We start from the raw sequence: 18,705 nt of genomic DNA on the forward strand, positions 1-18,705 counted from the left end.
AGGAGCGCAGAAAAAATTCTCGAGCCATAACACATCAAGTGGTTTCTTCGATTCATGAGGACCCCATATCACAAAACCCTATTCTATCTCTCCTGCTTATGATCGAAATAGCTCCAAGGGAATACGAACCTGGTTAATAAATAAGTGAACCTTTGCGAGTGGCACATGGGCGGTGATGGAATCGCCGGCCTGTCGGCCAAGGGTGGGGGAAGCTCGTGCCGTGAGGTGCTGCCCTTGTGCCAGAAGATAGACAATATGATCTCCCCCAAGATTTTCTATCATATCGATAGTACTCGACATGGAAAAATGAGGGTCACCAGGAAAATTGAATGTAATATCTTCGGGTCGAATGCCCAGGGTGGCCTGATCAGATTGGAGTGAAGTGGTGAGTGGGGAGGGAGTGTCCAAGGTTAACGAAAAATCGCCGGCATGAAATTCTAGCTTTTGACCTTCAAGGCGAACGCTTCCTGAAAGCAGGTTCATGGGCGGGTTCCCAATAAAGGCGGCAACGAAAGGATTGATGGAATGATGATAGATCTGATCCGGTGTCCCGATTTGCTGAATTATTCCTTGATCCATGATGACGATCGTCTGCCCTAACGTCATGGCCTCAACCTGATCGTGGGTCACGTACACCATGGTGACTCCAAGTCGCTGATGAAGTTTTTTTAACTCTACGCGCATGGAAGCTCGCAGACGTGCATCGAGATTAGAAAGGGGTTCGTCAAAAAGAAACAATTTCGGCTTGCGAACAATGGCCCGTCCCATGGCCACGCGTTGACGTTGACCGCCGGACAGTTCCTTGGGCTTGCGGTCGAGTAGTTCGTGGATTTCCAATAGCTCGGCCGCCTCGGCAATCCGCTCTTCAATCACCATGGGAGACTCTTTTCGCATTTTTAGACCAAACGCCAAATTGTCTCTCACGGTCAGATGCGGGTACAGTGCATATTGCTGAAATACCATGGCAATGTCGCGGTCACGCGGTGGCAAAGAATCCACGACACGTTCACCGATACTCACCGAACCGCTCGTCTGGGCTTCAAGCCCAGCAATAATGCGAAGGAGTGTAGACTTGCCGCACCCTGATGGCCCAAGCAGCACCACAAACTCGCCATCCGCCGCTTGCAGCGAAATGTCGGTCAGGACGTTCGTCGTTCCAAACGATTTGCTAATCTGAGAAAGTACGAAGCCTGCCATTATCCTTTCACCGCTCCTGAAGACAACCCACTAATAATCCCTCGTTGAAACAGGAGAACCAGTATAATCAAAGGCAGTGTTGCCACCACGGATGCAGCGGCAATTTCTCCCCAAGGCATGGTGAATTCGCCTTGGAAGAGCGCAATGCCAACGGGAAGTGTTTGCTTGGCCGGATCGGTCAAAATCAACAGCGCAAAGAAAAACTCATTCCACGCATATATAAAGGTGAGAATGGCAGCGGTAAAGATTCCCGGTGAAGCAAGAGGTAGCATGACTTTATAGAGCGCTTGCCATGTCGTACAGCCATCGATCCGAGCCGCTTCTTCCAGTTCCAGTGGAAGCTCCTTGAAAAAGGTCGCCAGAATCCAGACCGAAAGAGGAAGCGTTAACGTGACGTAGGGCAGTACCAAGCCCCAATGAGTATTGAGCCCACCTATGCGTTCCAGGATCTGCCACACCGGTCCTGCTATGACAATTTGTGGGAACATGGCCACGCAGAGAAGGCCACCCAGAACCCAGACTTTTCCTGCCAAACGAATGCGTGCCAGGGCATAGGCTGCGGGTGTGGCGATCAACAGTGCGATAATCGTGGTTGCACTCGCCACAATCACGCTGTTCACAATATAGTCCACAAGTTGATGATCGATCAGAGCCGAATAATAAAATTCCAGACTTCCATCAGGCCACCAGGTTGGGGGAATCGCTTCGACTTGAATTTGTGATTTCAATGAAGTGAGCACAAACCAAAGAAAAGGCAACAAGCTGCCGAAAACGGCAGAGACAATGCCAACGATTAACAGCAAGCGCTCTGTCAATGACTTGGTCATGCTCGTTCCTGCTCCAGTAGTTTCGACCCAACCGTGCGCACATAAAACAAGGAGAGAATCAAAATGGCCACAAAGACGGTGACGGAGATCGTCGTCCCATAGCCCACACGTCCTTCGGTGAAGAGTGTTTTGTATCCATAAAATTGAATCACTTGCGTGGCATCGCCCGGCCCACCCTGGGTCATAACAAAGACCAAGTCAAAGACACGAAACGCATCGATCGTTCGAAACAACAGCGCGGTGAGCAAGGCGGGTTTCAGCAAGGGGAGGGTGATGTGCCAAAAACGTTGCCAGGCGGTCGCGCCATCGATACGCGCGGCGTCATACACATCATCGGGAATGATTTGCAGCCCGGCGAGTATCAGCAGCCCTGCGAAGGAAGAGGTTTTCCACACATCAGCCAGGACAATGGCGCCAAACGCCATCCACGGATCGGCCAGCCAAGGCACGTACGACTCTACTCTCTCCCCAAAGAGCAGGAGGTTGGCGAGGCCATATTGATCATTCAACAAAAACCGCCACATCTGGGAAGCCACGACCGTAGGTATGGCCCAGGGAATCAACACTGCTGCCCGTACCCAGCCTCGCCCTGAAAAGTGCTCATGGATCACCAGGGCGATGCCAAGGCCAAGAACCAATTCGAACGTGGTAGACAAAACCACAAAACCCAATGTTACCAAAAACGCCTGATGCGCCACCGGATCTTGAAAAAGCTGGACGTAATTGTCCAATCCAATAAACGGTTCCCCCAAACTCGGTAGCCCAAGGTAAATCTGATGTAAACTCAACAGAAACGAGTCCACTGCCGGATACAGCGAAAAAATCCCCACCACCGCCAAGGTCGGAAACACCATGACCCAACCGGTTGTCTGATCTGTAGAAAACTTGGTCATAATTAGAAACAGATGTGAGATACCCGCTTAAAAAGACAGGTATGACAGATAAAAGCTGTAATACCCCATTTACTTAATTTTCCTTGGAGGTTTCGTTGAAATGAAACTGATAGTTTGGTTGGAAAATTTTCAAATTGGAAAAGAGTTCAATTTTCAAAGAAAGCATTGAGGGATGAACTTTAAAAATTTTCTGTATTTCCACGCTACTCATAAATTTACTAACCCTCAACGTGATCTTCTTTCCCCCAGGAAAATTTAGGTCAGCGTATCCATTGAAAGAAAAAAATGAGGAGGGTAAGTAGTGACAAAACGCTGTGTTTCACACTCACCAGTTAGAAAAATATTTTGCTCGTTGATTGTAGCCCTCCTGTATCACAGGAACCCTTCGGGAGCAAGAAAGTTGCAAGGGAAGTAGAAACTTCCTGAAGTCTTGAGACCGCAGGAATTTGGAATATGTCTTGGTCTGACCCAGTAGATTTAAGAGGTCGAGGGAATGCCATAATTTACTAATGCCGACAGAAATGGCTAACATTTCCATTTGGTTGAAAGGTTGAAAAAAAGTCATTAATGGGCATTTTTTTATATTAATCATTATGTTATATAGATACGGATTTCTTCGTAAAGTATATTAATCCACGGTTAATTTGTATCTATGTGGGGGCATTTCTAATTTCAAATTTAAGAGTTTAGTCAGTTGAGATTGATATCCACGGAGGTCTGATATTCTCAAGGTCAATCAAGAGGGGATCTTTTAAATAGGATCTGAGTGCAATCCGAATAACGCGTAGCTTCTTTCCCAGAAGGTAAGATCCATGCATGAGATACACAGTCGTTTCGTGGCCATGGTGAATGGAATACCCTTCCCCGCTGGAAAAGATTCGAATAGAAATGGGTGCTGTCTGAGGTTGGTGGTAACCCGCAATACTGGTTCTCTTGTAAGAAAACTAATTGATTTGCTCCTGTGCGCGTCCTTCCTCACGGACCGAATCACCTACCTTAACTCAAATTTACAATCCGATATTCAACAAACCCGATGTGAAATCATTGGTCCGATTTCTGTTTGTCTGGTGAGACAGGTTCCTGGTGGCATGGCAATTTTCTGTCATTAACTAAGTGGGGAGAAATAGTGTGGCTGGGGTGCCGAGGGAGCAGCGGTGTTCTAGGTGAGTGCTAGGTGGACACGGGTTTCAAGAATTGGAACGATTCTGGTGGGCTGCCTGAAAATCCACCAAACCGAAAGGGCAAAAGTTTCCTAAATCCCAAATGGAAGTTGAAATGAATAGGAATATGTTTACAAAAGCCCAATGGGGATTTTCCACAAAATTAGCGGTTCTGGTTGGCGTGTCCGTCCTGGTGACGGGGAGCATCATCTTTTTGTGGACGTATCAAAGTTTTCATGCGGCACTGGTCACTCAAACTTTGGATGAGGTGGGGAATGAGGCACTGGTAGCCAGTGTCCGCCTCACGGCTTCCATTGACCGAGTGAGTGAAGACGTACGATTTCTGTCAGATATGCCCCCCGTACAAGAGATTATTCGTGCAACGGAATCGAAAGACCGGAGAAGTAGGGATGGAGAGATATCGAAAGCACAATTGGCCGGTCTGTTTGTGGAAATGCTAAAGGCCAAACCACTCTATTTGCAGATTCGGTTCATAGGTGTGGCGGACCATGGATTGGAACTCGTGAAGGTTGAACGGGTTGGCGGTACTATATTAGTGGTTCCCCCTTCTCAGCTGGAGTCCAAAGAGCATCGTGACTATTTTCAAGAAACGATCACTCAGCAGGAATCCACGGCTCCGTATATTTCTCCGATAACACTCACCCGTCAGCATAACCAGATTCAATCGCCGTATCTTCCGGTAATGCGGGTTGGCCTTCCGGTTTTTTCGGAATTCACCGGCGAACTGTTTGGTTTAATCGTGGTGAATGTCAATATGGGTCTTATTTTTCTCGAGAGAACGAGCAGTCTTCCCTCCTTTCAAACGCTTTATATCGTGAATGAAGATGGAGAGTTTCTTGTCCATCCTAATCCCGAGAAAACGTTCAGATTCGAATTCGGCCAATCCCATCAGCTAGCCGACCAATTTCCTGAAGTGGCCGGGCAATTTGGCAATTTGAATACCCAGTCCCCTCCACTCGTTTGGGAAAGTAGAGAAGGTTCGCAGGTGCTAGGGATTCATAAGGCTTATTTAGATCCTCCGAATCAACAGCGATTTCTCGGGGTCATGGTTGAGGATTCTTATGAGCATGCTCTCGCTCAGGTCGTGGCGTTACGAAATCAGACTATTGCCGTCGGTCTCGGGCTGTTAATCCTGGCGTTTTTAGCTGCACAGTTCTTCTCGCGGAAAATGACCCGCCCACTCTTTGAAATTGCTCAAGCCGCAATTAACGTTGGAAAAGGAATAGCCGGAATTAGGATTCCCGTGCAGGGAAAGGATGAGATTGGTCAATTGGCACAGTCCTTTAATACGATGGTAGAGCAGATAGAGGATCGTACAAAATTAGCAGACCTCGAATCGGAGATGGCTGTAGCCATCAGTCAGGCAGACCGGATGGGTGTGATGCTGCAGGATTGTACCAACGCTCTAGGGCTGCATCTAAAAGTGGCATATACCGGAATTTGGCTGGTCAATGAGGTGAACCAAAGTCTTGAGTTTCAGGCGAGGGCCGGTTGGGATTCCCAATTGGAAGGAGTACCCCAGGTCAAGGCTTTGGGCCATGAAGAGGCGGAGCGGATTGCGACTGAACGTACTTCTTATTGGACCAACACCATTATTGGAGATCCGGGTATTGTAAATCAACATTGGGCCAAGCAGGACAATTTGGTCGCGTTTGCTGGTTATCCGTTGATGTTAGGGGAGCGGGTGCTTGGAGTCGTGGTCCTATTTGCCCGGCAGTCGTTTTCCGCCGTGACATTGCATGGGTTAGAACGGGTGATGGACCGATTGACCTTGGGCATCGATCGTTTCCGCCAGGAGGAGTTGTTCAAGACTATCGTGGAATCTTCTCCTAATGGATTGCTGATGGTCAATCCCGATGGAAAAATTACGGTGTCCAACCACCGGATGGAAACCCTGTTTGGATATTCTCGGACGGAGCTACTCGGACAACCCGTTGAAATGCTTGTGCCTAACCGATTTCGTGATATCCATCCTGGAGAGCGCACAACATTCTTCGGCAACCCAAAACCACGAGCCATGGGAGCGGGGAGAGATCTTTACGGGCGGCGAAAGGATGGTTCGGAATGTGCGATTGAAATTGGTTTGAATCCCGTCAGGACCGATCAGGGATTGTTTGTTCTTGCCTCCGTGGTCGATATCACTGAACGTAAACAGGCTGAGGAGCGCTTTCGGTTAGTATTCGAAGCCTCTCCGAGTGCCATTCTTTTGGTTGACGCCGATGGAATAATGACATTGGTTAATAAGCAGACCGAAGAATTGTTCGGATATACCAGGGATGAAATGGTCGGTCATTTAGTAGAAATGCTGGTGCCACAACGGTTTCGAACCTTGCATTCTGAGCAGCGCGAGGGTTTTTTCCGAATGCCGTCTACGCGACAAATGGGAAAAGGGCGCGACCTATTTGGGCTTCGGAAGGACGGGTCAGAATTTCCCACGGAAATTGGACTGAATCCGGTCACCATGGACCAAGGCACTTTTGTCCTTGTGTCCATCGTGGATATTACCGAACGTGTACAGGCTGGTAAACGTCTCCTTGATTCCCTGCAAGAAAAGGAAGTCCTGCTAAAGGAAGTCCACCATCGCGTGAAAAATAATCTTGCGGTCATTGGGAGCCTGTTTTATTTGCAATCGACAACCACTCAGAGCCAAGAAGTCCGACGAATATTACAAGACTGTCAGGACCGGGTTCGATCAATGGCTTTGGTACATGAGCGGCTCTATGGGTCGGATGACTTGGCGAGCGTGAATTTTGCGGAGTATGCAGAAGAATTGGCTATGCATCTCTTCCGAAATTATTCTTTGGATCCAGATGCGATTCAACTCAAGCTCGACCTAGAAAATATTTCCCTGGATATTGATCAAGCTATCCCGTGTGGTTTGATTTTGACAGAACTCATCTCGAATGCACTTAAACATGCCTTTCCCAAGGGGAGGTCGGGAGTTATTCAGATAACCTTGAAACGAATCGCGGAAAACAGAATAGTGTTGCGGGTAGTCGATGATGGGGTCGGGTTACCCGATGAACCCACCTTGACGACCAGCCGCTCGCTGGGAATGCGTTTGGTGAATTCACTGGCGACGCAACTGGATGCTGTGTTGCAATTCCTTCATGGTAATCCCGGAACAAAAGCACAGTTAGAAGTGGAGGTGTCCAATGGTTCGAAACTCTGAAGCCTTGAAAGATCTGCGAGTGTTGGTGGTGGAAGACGAGATTCTCATAGCGGAGGAACTCCGAGAACGGTTGACACAAAATGGGCTGCGTATCGTGGATGTGGTTGACTCCGGTGAACGAGCCATTCAAGTGGTAGAACAGGATCATCCCGAATTGGTCTTGATGGATATTCGGTTGAAAGGTCGTCTGGATGGAATTCAAACCGCCGAGGCGATTCGCCCAACCATGCGTGGGCCAGTCATCTTTTTGACGGCGCATTCCGATCAGGACACGCTGCAACGTGCCAAAGGAACCGAACCCTTTGGATTCGTCGTGAAGCCGTTTAACGAGCGTGAACTCGTAGTCGCTATTGAAATGTCGCTTCACCGCTATGGCTTGGAAAAACGTCTTAAGGAAAGCGAACAGCGCTATGCCGCCACGCTGGCCAGTATTGGAGATGGCGTCATTGCGACCGATCCGGAAGGGCGGGTGACATTTATGAATCATGTCGCTGAAGCTCTCACACAATGGCGGTTTGCCGATGCCCGTGGACGTACCATTGATGAAGTCTTCCCCCTTCTCGTAGAGAATTCCCAAGAAAAATTCGAAAATCCTGCGCTCAGGGCCATGCGGCTGAATCAAAAGGTGACATTGAATGAGCCAGTTGAAATGATTATGCGAAACCAGGAACTGATACCCATCGATGATTCCGCGGCCCCGATCATTGATGAAAAGGGGAAACTCCTTGGAGCCGTGGTAGCCTTTCGGGATATTCGCCAGCACCGGCTCGCCCAAGATGCCCTCAGAAAGGCAGAGGATCAGTTGCGACAAGCGCAAAAGCTTGAAGCCATTGGGCAATTGGCGGGAGGCGTCGCTCACGACTTCAATAACTTGATTACCGTCATCAACGGATTTGCCGACCTTCTCCTTTCCAGAGATAGCTTAGATGGGCGGTCGCGGACGTTGGTCAAGGAAATTCGGAAATCAGGAGATCGTGCCTCGAGCCTAACCCGTCAATTATTGGCATTCAGTTGCAAGCAAGTTCTTCATCCCGTCACGCTTCAACTTGACGAATTAATCACCAATATTTCCCGCATGGTGGAACGGCTCATTGGTGAGGATATGATTTTGACGATCACTTCCGGTCCCGATCTGTGGGCTATTTGGGCGGACCCAGGTCAAATAGAACAAGTGATCCTTAACCTTACGGCTAACGCACGGGATGCCATGCCGAATGGAGGACAAATCATCGTGGAGACCTCAAATATCGAGGTTATGGAAGAAGTCGATGAGGCTGGGCTGGAAATTCCAGCTGGCCCTTATGTGCGCCTATCGGTATGTGACACCGGCACCGGCATTGATCAAGAAACACAGGAACATATCTTTGAACCCTTTACGACAACCAAACAACCAGGGGAGGGGACGGGGCTTGGACTTGCTTCGGTGTATGGAATTGTTAAGCAATCTGGCGGGTTCATATCCTTTTCCACCGAAATCGGGAAGGGGACAACGTTTACATTGTACTTTCCTGCCATGCCATCGGTTGTTCCCAAAAAAAGAGGAGAGAGCCTTGATGATGAAATGTCTTTGTCCGGGACCGAAACAATATTAGTGGTGGAAGATGACGATTCGGTGCGGTCGCTTATTGTTTCAGGGTTATGCCTGCATGGGTACACGGTGTTCGATGCCAAGAATGGGGAAGAGGCGGTACGGCTTTTCACAGAACATGCTGATAACATTCAAATGGTCGTGACGGATGTGGTAATGCCAGTCATGAGCGGCCGTGAGGTTGCCGAACGGGTGCATCTGATAAACCCTAAGGTTCGTTGGTTGTATATATCAGGATACACCGATGATAAAATCTTGCGGCATGGCGTGCTAAAAGGCGAAGCAGCACTGCTGCAAAAACCGTTTACGCTAGAGATGCTTGCTAAAAAAGTTCGCGAAATCCTGAATCAGTGAGTGGGGGGAAATATCGAAACTTGAGCTTCCCGGATGGAGTGAAAAATAAGAAAAGAGAAAATCCAGAGAAATGTGTTCCCTATTTGGTAATCATAACATCGTTAAAAGTTAGTTCTCCTCCTTTACCAATTTCAAAAACCGATTAATCTGCCGATCCGCCTCTTTGGCCTCTTCCATAATATCCGTCTCAGGAAACGCCAACACGCGACTAAAATACCGCTGCAGAATGTGAGACACCATCGGATACACCGGCGTACGTGGCCGAGGTCGCGCGGTTTGAAATACTGGAAATAAATCCTCGTACTGAGGATTCGCCTGAAGTATCTCTGGATCGGAATACAACGAAATCCGCGAAGGCGCCAACGACGCATGAAGCGCAAAATACTTTTGCATCTTCACACTCGTCATAAATTCGATAAACGTCCAGGCTTCATCAGGGTGTTGCGAGTAAGCACTAATGCCATATAACCATCCTCCTAACGCTGATACGCTCCTGCCATTTTGAAAATGCGGGAGCACCGTCACGCTAACGTTGCCGACAATCTTTGAGTGACGTGGATCACTCGCTAATCCCCAGGCATACGGCCAGTTGCGATGAAACACTGCTTTCCCCTGAACAAATACCGCCAGAGATTCAGGCTCTTGATAGGTGAGTACCGCAGGTGTTGCAAGCTGTTGAATAATCTGTTCTCGCACAAACTGTACCGCTTTGGTGGTTTCCGTTGAGGCCAAATTAGAGCGAGTACTATCTTTAGATAGAAAAGAACTATTGTGACTGCCCACAAACTCCAACATGTCACACACTAATCCTTCATATTGTTTGAACTGCCCGCTATAACCTCGCAATGCCGGTTGCCTCGCCCGCTCACCGTCCAAAATTGTCTTTGCCTGTCGCACCAACTCCTCCCACGTGACGGGTGGCGAAAACCCATACTTTGCCAACAGGTCCTTTCGATAGTAGAGCATTCCGCTATCAATCCGAGAAGGTACGCCATAGACATGTCCTTGATACGTTCCCGCTTCAATGGTGGCGTTCAAGAAGTGGCTGCGTTCTGGGGAAGTGAAATACTCATCCAAACGCAAAGCCCAACCCGCCGCCGCAAACTCCGATGGCCAAATCACATCCATGAAAAACAAATCCATGGACCGATCTCGATTCTTCAGCTTTTGCGTCAGCAAGTCGTGATACGCAGTAGAAGAATGCGGAGCAATCTCCCGTTCAATTTTTATATTCGGATGAGCTTGTTCAAACCGCGCAATGGCTTCATCCCAAACCTTAGGGTTGTCGGCCTTCATCGTGACGAAATGAAGAATAACCGCATCGGTATTCGTAACTTGGGCAAAGCTAGTGCATACGAACCAAAAAATGACATGGCATGTCAGAAATAGTGAGGAAAGAAACCTTCTTACGGTATTCTGTTTCATGGAAAGAGTCGCGTTATAAAAGTTTTCATTAAGTCTTGTGGTCGTGTACCACAGGCCCACCCTGGGAGCAACAAGTTATATTAACTGTCCCCCTCTTTTGTGAGGATATCTGCCTGTTCAAGGCCACTCAGGCGAAGTTAGGGGTTTATACGTAGCACTATAAGATCTTAGAAAAAGACGGACACTGCGTGGTAAGACCACAAAGGCTTTCTTGGACAATAGGGTACGCTGTTTTATTGTGTCGCAATTTCAAACGGCTTATACTGCAGAACCCCTCATGTGGGAGCTTATACAGAACCAGATAATCTATAGTTAGGCGAAAAAAGTAGATAAAGCAATATTCTGGAAGTACATTTGCACACTCGACACACAAAGCAAACTAATGCCGACGGTAGATGATCGACTAAAACACGTAACGCTAAAGATTGAACGCGCTAAGGAACACGCCGCTGAACTCAATCGGCAGATAAACGAATTCTTTGGCGCTAGCCCTTATAAAGTTGCCACTAAAGTCGATCCAGATACAAAAAAAAATAATTTACTACGTATCAAGTGTCGAAACTATTCCTGAAGCCATACCCCTAGTTGCCGGGGATGCAATTCAAAACTTAATGAGTGCACTAGATCATCTTGCATATCAGCTTGTTTGTAGTGATACGGGGGACAATCCACCTAATCCAAATTGGATCTATTTTCCGATTTCGGATGATGCCTCTAAATATCGTCAGAAGAAATCAGGAAAAATTGCAGGTGCAGCCCAAGCTACGTTTGACGCTATAGACGGCCTGAAACCATATAAAGGTGGAAACGACCTCATTTGGAAACTTTATAGATTGAATAATATTGAGAAGCACCGGTTGCTACTGAATAAAGAGCAATTCGAACTTTTGAGAAGAAGGCGGGAAGGTTTTGGTTAAGTGCTCCTTCTTCTTCCCGATCCACAATTTGAAGCCTGGGCCTTTTCTTCCTCGGAATTTTTTTACCCGGTAATGGGTTTGCTATGGCGAGTGATGCCATGTCGGTTTGATTTTCGCGAAGGCCAACACGAACCCTGTCGTAAGTATGGCCCCGGCTAGGGCACAGGCCATGTCTTTCTGCGCGTCCCATTCATCACCCTGCATGCCGAGGTAGGCCGAACCTAATTCAGGGCTCACCATTTCGGCCACAATCGATTCCAGTACTTCGAACAATCCGCTCTTTGCGAGTATGACACACACCGCCAGGCCGTAAGCCCAGGGGCCTTGCACTCCCCCAAAACGAACGAGCAGTTCACGAATTGGCAAGACGAGAAGAAGCCCGTAGGAAAAGTGCGCGATGCGGTCGAAGGGGTTACGGCTGAGATGAAACACATCTTGCAACCAGAATCCTGCTGGCACTTGGGCATAGGTGTAATGTGCGCCGATGGCATGAAGGGTCATAAACAGGGCCAGGAGTACATAGGATAGGTTGGAAAAATTAAACCGGCGGTAACTCACGACTAGCCCAACGACCAGGGCGATGGCTAGAATATTTTCCAGCATCCAATCTTTCCGGTCGACCGGGTCAATGGCTGTCACGATCCAGCACAACAGGTACCAGGCCAGCAGCATATGCGGAAGGCGTGATCTGGTCCTCAACTTGTTGTTGTGAGAGGCGCCGATGGCTGCCATATCAGAAGGGATGTTGTGCCGTGGTATCGGCCGGCAGGGTTGGGCGGGACGATAATTTACGGAAGAAGCGACTTCCGAGGAGGAGCATCATGCAGAGTAATGAACCGTAAAGGGCGGCTTCCATGTCGTGTTGTGCATCCCAGATATCTCCCTGAGACCCAAGGTAGGTGATGCCGAGTTCCGGATGTAAGGCTTGGGTCGCCCAGGCTTCGATGATTTCCCACAAGGCGCTCAATCCTAGGACCGTGATCACCGGCAGATAGTACACCACCCAACCGCGCACATGAGCGACAAATCGAAACGCCTCTTCGATAGGATAGGCCAGGAGAAACCCAAAGCTAAAGTGCACGATGCGATCAAAGTGATTGCGCCCGAGATCCAAACCCTGATCTAGCCAGGACCCCAGCGGAACCTGTGCGTAGGTGTAGTGCGCGCCGATTGAATGGAGGGTCAGAAAGAGGGCAATCAAGACATACGAGGCCACCGAAAGCGGCAGCATCCGGCGTGTGGCAATGAGGCTTCCTACGAGGAGTGTAGGGAGAATGCTAGAGTATAGCCAAAATTCCGGATCTGCCGGCATGTATGCGGTCCACACCGAGAGCAGGACGTACCAAACGAGCAGACCCTTCAACAATAATGTGTTATTACCCATGACAGAGCTTTCAATAATTCCGGATGATCCCAAATACTGTACAAGGCAGCTTGTCGTGGCGCAAGACTCAGGATGGTGGGGATAGCTTAGAATTAGGCCCGCAGGGTTCTGCTAATTTTACGGGTGAACGATGGGTTTTTGTGTTAGATCGTTTTTTCATGTGCTTTGTATGAGCCCATATTGTAGATGAAATGGTTACATTTCATTGTCCTGATCGCGGATGAGGGTACAGACTATTCGACGCTCGGTGCGGGGGCCGTCGAATTCACAGAGGAAGATGTTCTGCCAGCGGGACAATCCTAATTGCCCATCGATAACCGGAATGGTTTCTGATGGACCCACCAGCCCAGCTTTAAGGTGCGCATCTCCATTGCCATCTTGTGCATCGTGGAGCCACACGCCTTTGGGAATAAGGTTCCGCAAAAAGTTGACAACATCCTGTTGCACGCTGTCATCCCAATTTTCTTGAATCATGATTGCTGCCGTTGCACCCTGAACGTAGACTTGGGCGATCCCATTCTGTATGTGGCTATGTTCGACCATCGAACGAACGGCTGTGGTGATATCAATGAGTTCTTCACGTTGTGTCGTTTTTACGGTAATGGTTTCGCGCATGAATCCAGCATAGCGTATCGTTCAATGGCAGGGAAACCCCGGACCCTTAAAAAGGGTTGAGTCTTTATGGACGGGAGGGTTCGTATTGGTGTTGCGGGTTCAACCGAATGATCTCTGAGTGGGATTGTCTATAGGATCATGCTATTCTACGAAGAGAGTTTTTGGGATTGGTTGTCGGTATTGGTCGTAATTATGCTCTATGCTGCCTATGGCTCCAACTTGCATCCTGACCGATTGCGGGAACGCGTTCCGTCTGCCTGTCTGCGCGGTAGTGCGGTATTGGAGGGATGGGGATTGCGATTTGAAAAGCGAAGTCCGGATGGGTCGAGTAAATGTAGCGTTGTTCCCAGCTCAGAAATTCTTCATGTCGCTGTTTATGAGATGCTTCCTGCTGAAAAGCCAATTCTTGATCAGTTTGAACATGCGGGTATCGGTTACGTTGAACAAGAAATTCATGTCCCAGGGTTTGGTACTTGTTTCTGGTATGTAGCCCATGAGTCTCATGTTGATCCTCACCTTCGCCCGTATGGTTGGTATAAGGAGTTGGTGCTTGTTGGTTGTGGGCATCATCAATTCCCTTCGGACTATGTCGAACGAATTCGACAAGTTCCGCATATAGAAGACCCCGACGTTCAGCGCCATGAGAAATGGATGAGTTTGGTCAATCACATTCAACATTCTTCCTTGTAAGTTCACTATGGACTATCAAAAAGTGTTTTCAGAAATGGCTGCAGAAGTCGATTATATCGAGGATCACGGTAAAGTGCCTTCTTATATTCCGGAGTTGCAAAATGTCGATCCCAACAAATTTGGTATCCATCTCACCACCATCGATGGTCAGAATTTTTATTTGGGTGATTCCAATGAAAAATTCTCGATTCAAAGTATCGCCAAGGTGTTCTCCCTGGTTCTAGCTTTTGGATTAGAAGATGATCGATTATGGGAGAGAGTGGGAGTGGAACCGTCAGGGACACCTTTTAATTCTCTGGTGCAATTGGAATATGAAAAGGGAATTCCGCGTAATCCGTTTATTAATGCTGGGGCGCTAGTCATTTGTGATATTTTGGTCAGCCGATTAGAGCATCCGAAACGGGAAATCCTTGATTTTGTTCGAGGGGTTTCGGGTAATCCTGCAATCGAGTATTGTTCCAGAGTTGCCGAATCAGAAAAGTTAACCAGCTTTACCAATGCGGCGTTGATTAATCTGATGAAGGCCTATAGCAATATTCACAATGATATCGATGTGGTGCTGGACGTGTATTTTCATCTCTGCTCCATTGAGATGACTTGTCAGGAACTGGCACAGGGATTGTTGTTTCTGGCGAATAACGGCGTGAATCCGTTTGCCGAGAAACGCGTGGTGAGTGAAAGTAAATCCAAACGAATAAATGCCATCATGCAACTTTGCGGATTTTATGACGAGGCCGGGGAGTTTTCCTTTAAAGTGGGGTTGCCAGGAAAGAGTGGCGTGGGTGGTGGAATTATTGCCATTTATCCTGGGCACTATAGTATTGCGGTGTGGAGCCCCAAGTTGAATGCGAAAGGGAACTCGTATAAGGGTATGAGAATTCTTGAATTTTTAACGACTCGCACGAAAGCTTCCATATTTTAACCGGCCTGTTTCCTGCCTATAGGATTCGGGTTTTCTCCTTCCTCTGTTTTTTCTTAGGATTAGCATCTCCGAATTATCGTGATGGTTTCTCGGTGTATCTGATCGGATACTCTCGTGTATCTGTTCATGTACAGCATTCGTGCATGGTGAATGGATACACCATAGTCTGTTGGTCGCCTGCGAGAGTTTTTCTCCTTGTATGACTGGTTTTACGCAGCAGGAGAGGGTCTAGAGAATTGCACTGTTATATTGGCACCGAAATTGTATCTTTAAATTATTGGCAGGACTTATCAAGAAGGTTATACTGGCGCCCACTTAGTGGGACCTAGTATAAGGAATCAGAGGATTCTTTCATTGATCGCCATGGATGGCATGTGAGTGCGACCTTCCGACCGAAGAACTTCCCGCATGATTTTATTTTTCACTGTCTTCCTGGCTCAGGTCGCGTCTTTTAACTAGAAAGGACTGTGGTCTCATGCCTGATCAGCAGGAAGAGAAACCCAAATTGCCACTCACCAGCATGTTGGCGTTGGTGGCGGTGGTAAGCGGTCTTCTCGTTTCACAGATCCCCTTGAAAACCTCACGGCCCATCGGGAAGGAAGCCGATAACCTTGTGCTTGTTGGCGATGACCGTGTGCAATCCCGGCTCTGGCAGGATCCGTTCGAAGCCGTGGATGACCATTTGGTCAAAGAACGGCAGCAGGCCAAGGAAAATAATGTTTCGCATGAAGGCCATCATGCGTTAGAGGATTTAGCCCATGTGATTCATCGTCTTGCGCCAGAAAATCCTTCATTTCTCATCCTGCCCGTCATGACGGATGGAAATCCTTATTCCAAGGGAGTAGAAACACGATTGCGTCATCGATATGCGCTGGTCTCTGCTCTGGGGGCGTCAGAATATCTTCCCGAGGCGTCGCAATACGTTCGGTTTTTTAGGTGGAAAAGGCAACCCTGCGTAAAGTCATCCTGTGCGCCGTTGATTGTTCCGGTGGAATGGTACAAACCCAAACCGAGTCTGGGGCCTATGGCACCACCGGTGTTAATTCTGTGGCTCAAGGGGCAAGATTTTAGTGAAAAGCCCTTGGCGGGATTGACTCAACTCATCAAGGATCTGAAAAAAAATTTTAACCAGGTCGAGCATCAATTTCGGATTCTTGGGCCTCGAGGGTCGGGTGGGTTATCGGCAATGGTCAAAGAGGCCGATCAATTTCCGGATGACTATGAAATATTACACAATGTTGAAATCTTCTCTTCCTGGGCCACCGCGGACGACATCTTTTTAATCGGTGATCCTCCTGGTGAATCCCGTATATTGGAAAGCCAACAACCGATCATTGAATCTGTACGGTCCTTGCCGTTGGCACCGGGTAAAGTAGAGAAAATTTTTAATAAGGCCCATATTCCCTTCTATCGGACCATTGGCACGGATACGATGTTGGCGGAACAGTTGGTGAAGGAATTATCGCTTCGGAACGTCAATCTCACTGAGTCATGTTCGGATTCACAATGTCCTCATCATGTGGCTCTGATCTCCGAATGGGATTCGTTGTACGGTCGTGTGTTACCTCGTACTTTCGTGGCTGTGGCTCAAAATCAAGGAAGTGGAAAACCGAGTCCGCAATTGGATGACCATATCAATACGCTTCGTCGAGATATTTGGCCGACCTGGGCACATCATTTTTCCTATTTAGGTGGTCTTGACGGAGAGCTTCCTCCGAAGGATAGCGATAAAGGGGGAAAAGCGAGTTCGTCAAAAGATAAAGGGGGAGACAACACGAGTCGTTTGTCAAGGGGCTTGGAGCTTCCCGAAGGCCGTGGGCAATTAGATTATATTCGTCGGCTCGTCAAGACCTTGCAAGATGCCGAAGCGAATATTCCCGGAGGGTTTAAGGCCATTGGCGTACTGGGCAGTGATGTGTATGACAAGCTGTTGATTCTCCAGGCTGTGCGCAACAGTTTCCCTCAGGCGATTTTTTTTACGACTGATCTCGATGCGCAATTGATACATCCTCAACAATGGTCATGGACACGAAATTTGGTGATTGCCTCTCACTTTGGTTTGGAACTTCGGCGCCACCTTCAAGAGCCCATTCCACCGTTTCGGGATAGTTATCAAACGGCTTTTTTCTTTACGGTCTTGCAAGCCCTTAAGGCGAAAGACAAGCGAAAAGTCATCACGGATGTTCCTCCGCGGGTTTATGAAATTGGCCGTCACGGCCCCTTTGATTTGAGTGCCTTGGATGCCCCCAATGCGCCTCCGGGTCTTCATCCAGAGCGGACCGATCTGGATCCAGACACAGGCCATCCCTCCTCTATGAGTGTTTTTACTCTCCTCACGATTGCTGGGGCCTGTGCACTCATTTTTTTATGTTTCATGCTCTTAAGTAGCCAAGTGTGGACAGCGTTTATTGGCCTTGTGACGAGTTGGTCGTTTTGGTTGACGACAGTAATCGCCATTGCCATGGCAATAGGTTTAGATTTATGGGCCATGAGCGATGGGGCAGAGGGCGAACCGTTTGTGGTGACCGAAGGCATTAGCGTTTGGCCAACGCAAGCTCTTCGCCTTCTCGCATTTTTATTAAGTGGAGGATTTTTTATCTATGCGGGATGGAGTTTGCGCAATAATGAAATCCAGTTGCGTGATAAATTTCCCTTACCCGAATTGTCTAAGGATTGTCCGCAAGGGCCGTGGTATTCCCGGTTCATTGGGATTCATGGGTGGTGTCCAGAAGTGGCAAAGCCAAGGACGATTCAACAATTATGGCTGGACTATATGCGGTTGGGACGCTGGGATAATCGATGGTTGCGCTATTTCCTGCAATCTCTCCTCTACCTTCTGTTTGGCGGGTTATTAATGCTGTATTTTGGTCCACCCCATACTCCTTGTCGTGGGCCTGCCTGCTTTTCCATAAATACAATGTTTCTGATTTTCAGTGTCTTGGGAATGGTATTATTGATTTTCTTTGTGGTAGATGCGACGCGTTTGTGTCGGCGATTGATCAAACATCTTGTCGTAGGATCGATCCAATGGCCGAAAGAATTTTTGGAACACGAAGCCCGGAAGCGAGGAGTCGATAGAACATGTGTGCACGAATGGCTGTGCATCGATTTTATCGCGGAACGGACGGCGGTGATTGGCCACCTCATCTATTATCCCTTTGTGATTGTCTTTCTCATGGCTGTGGCCCGACATCCGTATTTTGATCATTGGGATCTTCCTGTAGGCCTTGCCATTCTAATTTTTTTGAATATCGCGTATGCCTTCGGAAACGGAGTAGCGTTACGTCGGTCAGCAGAGCAGGCAAGACGAGTGTCCCTTGATCAATTGAATGCACGGTTACTTCCGTTGAACGATCAAGTTCCGGTTGAAAAAGAATCCAAGCGTCATATTGAGCGGGCAATCGAGGCCATCAAGCATAACCGAAAGGGAGCATTCATGCCCCTTGCCGCGCACCCAATTGTGGGAGCGATCGCGTTACCCTCGGGCGGGTATGGGTTTATTCTTCTGGCGGAATATCTCTCCACCGCTTTTTAAGTTTG

Annotated in this window: 13 protein-coding genes; 6 read left to right on the forward strand and 7 right to left on the reverse strand. The window is 48.3% G+C overall.

Annotation, left to right across the window (positions count from 1 at the left end; all coding sequences use genetic code 11):
- Positions 1-96: 96 nt before the first annotated feature.
- The 3 genes from PPG34_RS01610 to PPG34_RS01620 are packed head-to-tail and all read right to left on the reverse strand — an operon-like array spanning position 97 to position 2,917.
- Positions 97-1,197 (reverse strand): ABC transporter ATP-binding protein, encoded by a 1,101-nt coding sequence (locus PPG34_RS01610; protein ID WP_313831384.1) that lies wholly within the window; start codon positions 1,195-1,197, stop codon positions 97-99.
- On the reverse strand, positions 1,197-2,024 hold the full coding sequence (locus PPG34_RS01615; protein WP_313831385.1) for a carbohydrate ABC transporter permease: 828 nt from the start codon (positions 2,022-2,024) through the stop codon (positions 1,197-1,199). Before PPG34_RS01615 ends, PPG34_RS01610 begins: the two co-directional genes overlap by 1 nt.
- Positions 2,021-2,917 carry a carbohydrate ABC transporter permease gene (locus tag PPG34_RS01620; RefSeq protein WP_313831386.1) on the reverse strand — a complete coding sequence of 299 codons (897 nt, stop codon included), beginning with the start codon at positions 2,915-2,917 and terminating at the stop codon, positions 2,021-2,023. Before PPG34_RS01620 ends, PPG34_RS01615 begins: the two co-directional genes overlap by 4 nt.
- A 1,287-nt stretch (positions 2,918-4,204) precedes the next feature.
- On the opposite strand from PPG34_RS01620, the gene PPG34_RS01625 reads away from it, so the two are divergent.
- Positions 4,205-7,270, forward strand: a complete 3,066-nt coding sequence (locus PPG34_RS01625; RefSeq protein ID WP_313831387.1) for a PAS domain S-box protein — start codon at positions 4,205-4,207, stop codon at positions 7,268-7,270.
- Positions 7,254-9,212 (forward strand): response regulator, encoded by a 1,959-nt coding sequence (locus PPG34_RS01630; RefSeq protein WP_313831388.1) that lies wholly within the window; start codon positions 7,254-7,256, stop codon positions 9,210-9,212. The genes PPG34_RS01625 and PPG34_RS01630 overlap by 17 nt, the downstream gene beginning before the upstream one ends.
- 108 nt (positions 9,213-9,320) lie before the next feature.
- On the opposite strand, the gene PPG34_RS01635 is transcribed toward PPG34_RS01630, so the two are convergent.
- Positions 9,321-10,637, reverse strand: coding sequence for an ABC transporter substrate-binding protein (locus tag PPG34_RS01635; RefSeq protein ID WP_313831389.1), 1,317 nt, complete (start codon positions 10,635-10,637; stop codon positions 9,321-9,323).
- 479 nt (positions 10,638-11,116) lie between these two features.
- Here PPG34_RS01635 and PPG34_RS01640 point away from each other — a divergent pair, with 479 nt between their 5' ends.
- On the forward strand, positions 11,117-11,554 hold the full coding sequence (locus tag PPG34_RS01640; RefSeq protein WP_313831390.1) for a hypothetical protein: 438 nt from the start codon (positions 11,117-11,119) through the stop codon (positions 11,552-11,554).
- Between the two features lie 81 nt (positions 11,555-11,635).
- On the opposite strand, the gene PPG34_RS01645 is transcribed toward PPG34_RS01640, so the two are convergent.
- The 3 genes from PPG34_RS01645 to PPG34_RS01655 form a co-directional block, all read right to left on the reverse strand.
- A complete protein-coding gene (locus tag PPG34_RS01645) occupies positions 11,636-12,286 on the reverse strand; it encodes a DUF2238 domain-containing protein (protein ID WP_313831391.1) in 651 nt (216 codons plus the stop codon).
- 1 nt (position 12,287) lies between these two features.
- Positions 12,288-12,938: a DUF2238 domain-containing protein gene (locus PPG34_RS01650; protein ID WP_313831392.1), complete on the reverse strand. Its 651-nt coding sequence runs from the start codon at positions 12,936-12,938 to the stop codon at positions 12,288-12,290.
- Between the two features lie 195 nt (positions 12,939-13,133).
- Positions 13,134-13,553 (reverse strand): secondary thiamine-phosphate synthase enzyme YjbQ, encoded by a 420-nt coding sequence (locus PPG34_RS01655; RefSeq protein ID WP_313831393.1) that lies wholly within the window; start codon positions 13,551-13,553, stop codon positions 13,134-13,136.
- A 138-nt stretch (positions 13,554-13,691) separates the two neighbouring features.
- Between PPG34_RS01655 and PPG34_RS01660 the strand changes: the two genes are divergently transcribed.
- The 3 genes from PPG34_RS01660 (at position 13,692) to PPG34_RS01670 (ending at position 18,700) form a co-directional block, all read left to right on the forward strand.
- Entirely contained in the window at positions 13,692-14,243 is a 552-nt protein-coding gene (locus tag PPG34_RS01660; RefSeq protein ID WP_313831394.1) for a gamma-glutamylcyclotransferase family protein, read from the forward strand.
- A gap of 7 nt (positions 14,244-14,250) precedes the next feature.
- Positions 14,251-15,165 carry a glutaminase gene (locus PPG34_RS01665; protein ID WP_313831395.1) on the forward strand — a complete coding sequence of 305 codons (915 nt, stop codon included), beginning with the start codon at positions 14,251-14,253 and terminating at the stop codon, positions 15,163-15,165.
- A 475-nt stretch (positions 15,166-15,640) separates the two neighbouring features.
- Positions 15,641-18,700 carry a basic helix-loop-helix domain-containing protein gene (locus PPG34_RS01670; protein ID WP_313831396.1) on the forward strand — a complete coding sequence of 1,020 codons (3,060 nt, stop codon included), beginning with the start codon at positions 15,641-15,643 and terminating at the stop codon, positions 18,698-18,700.
- The last annotated feature ends 5 nt before the right edge of the window (positions 18,701-18,705 follow it).

Source organism: Candidatus Nitronereus thalassa (genome assembly GCF_032191465.1).
Taxonomy (GTDB): Bacteria; Nitrospirota; Nitrospiria; order Nitrospirales; family UBA8639; genus Nitronereus; species Nitronereus thalassa.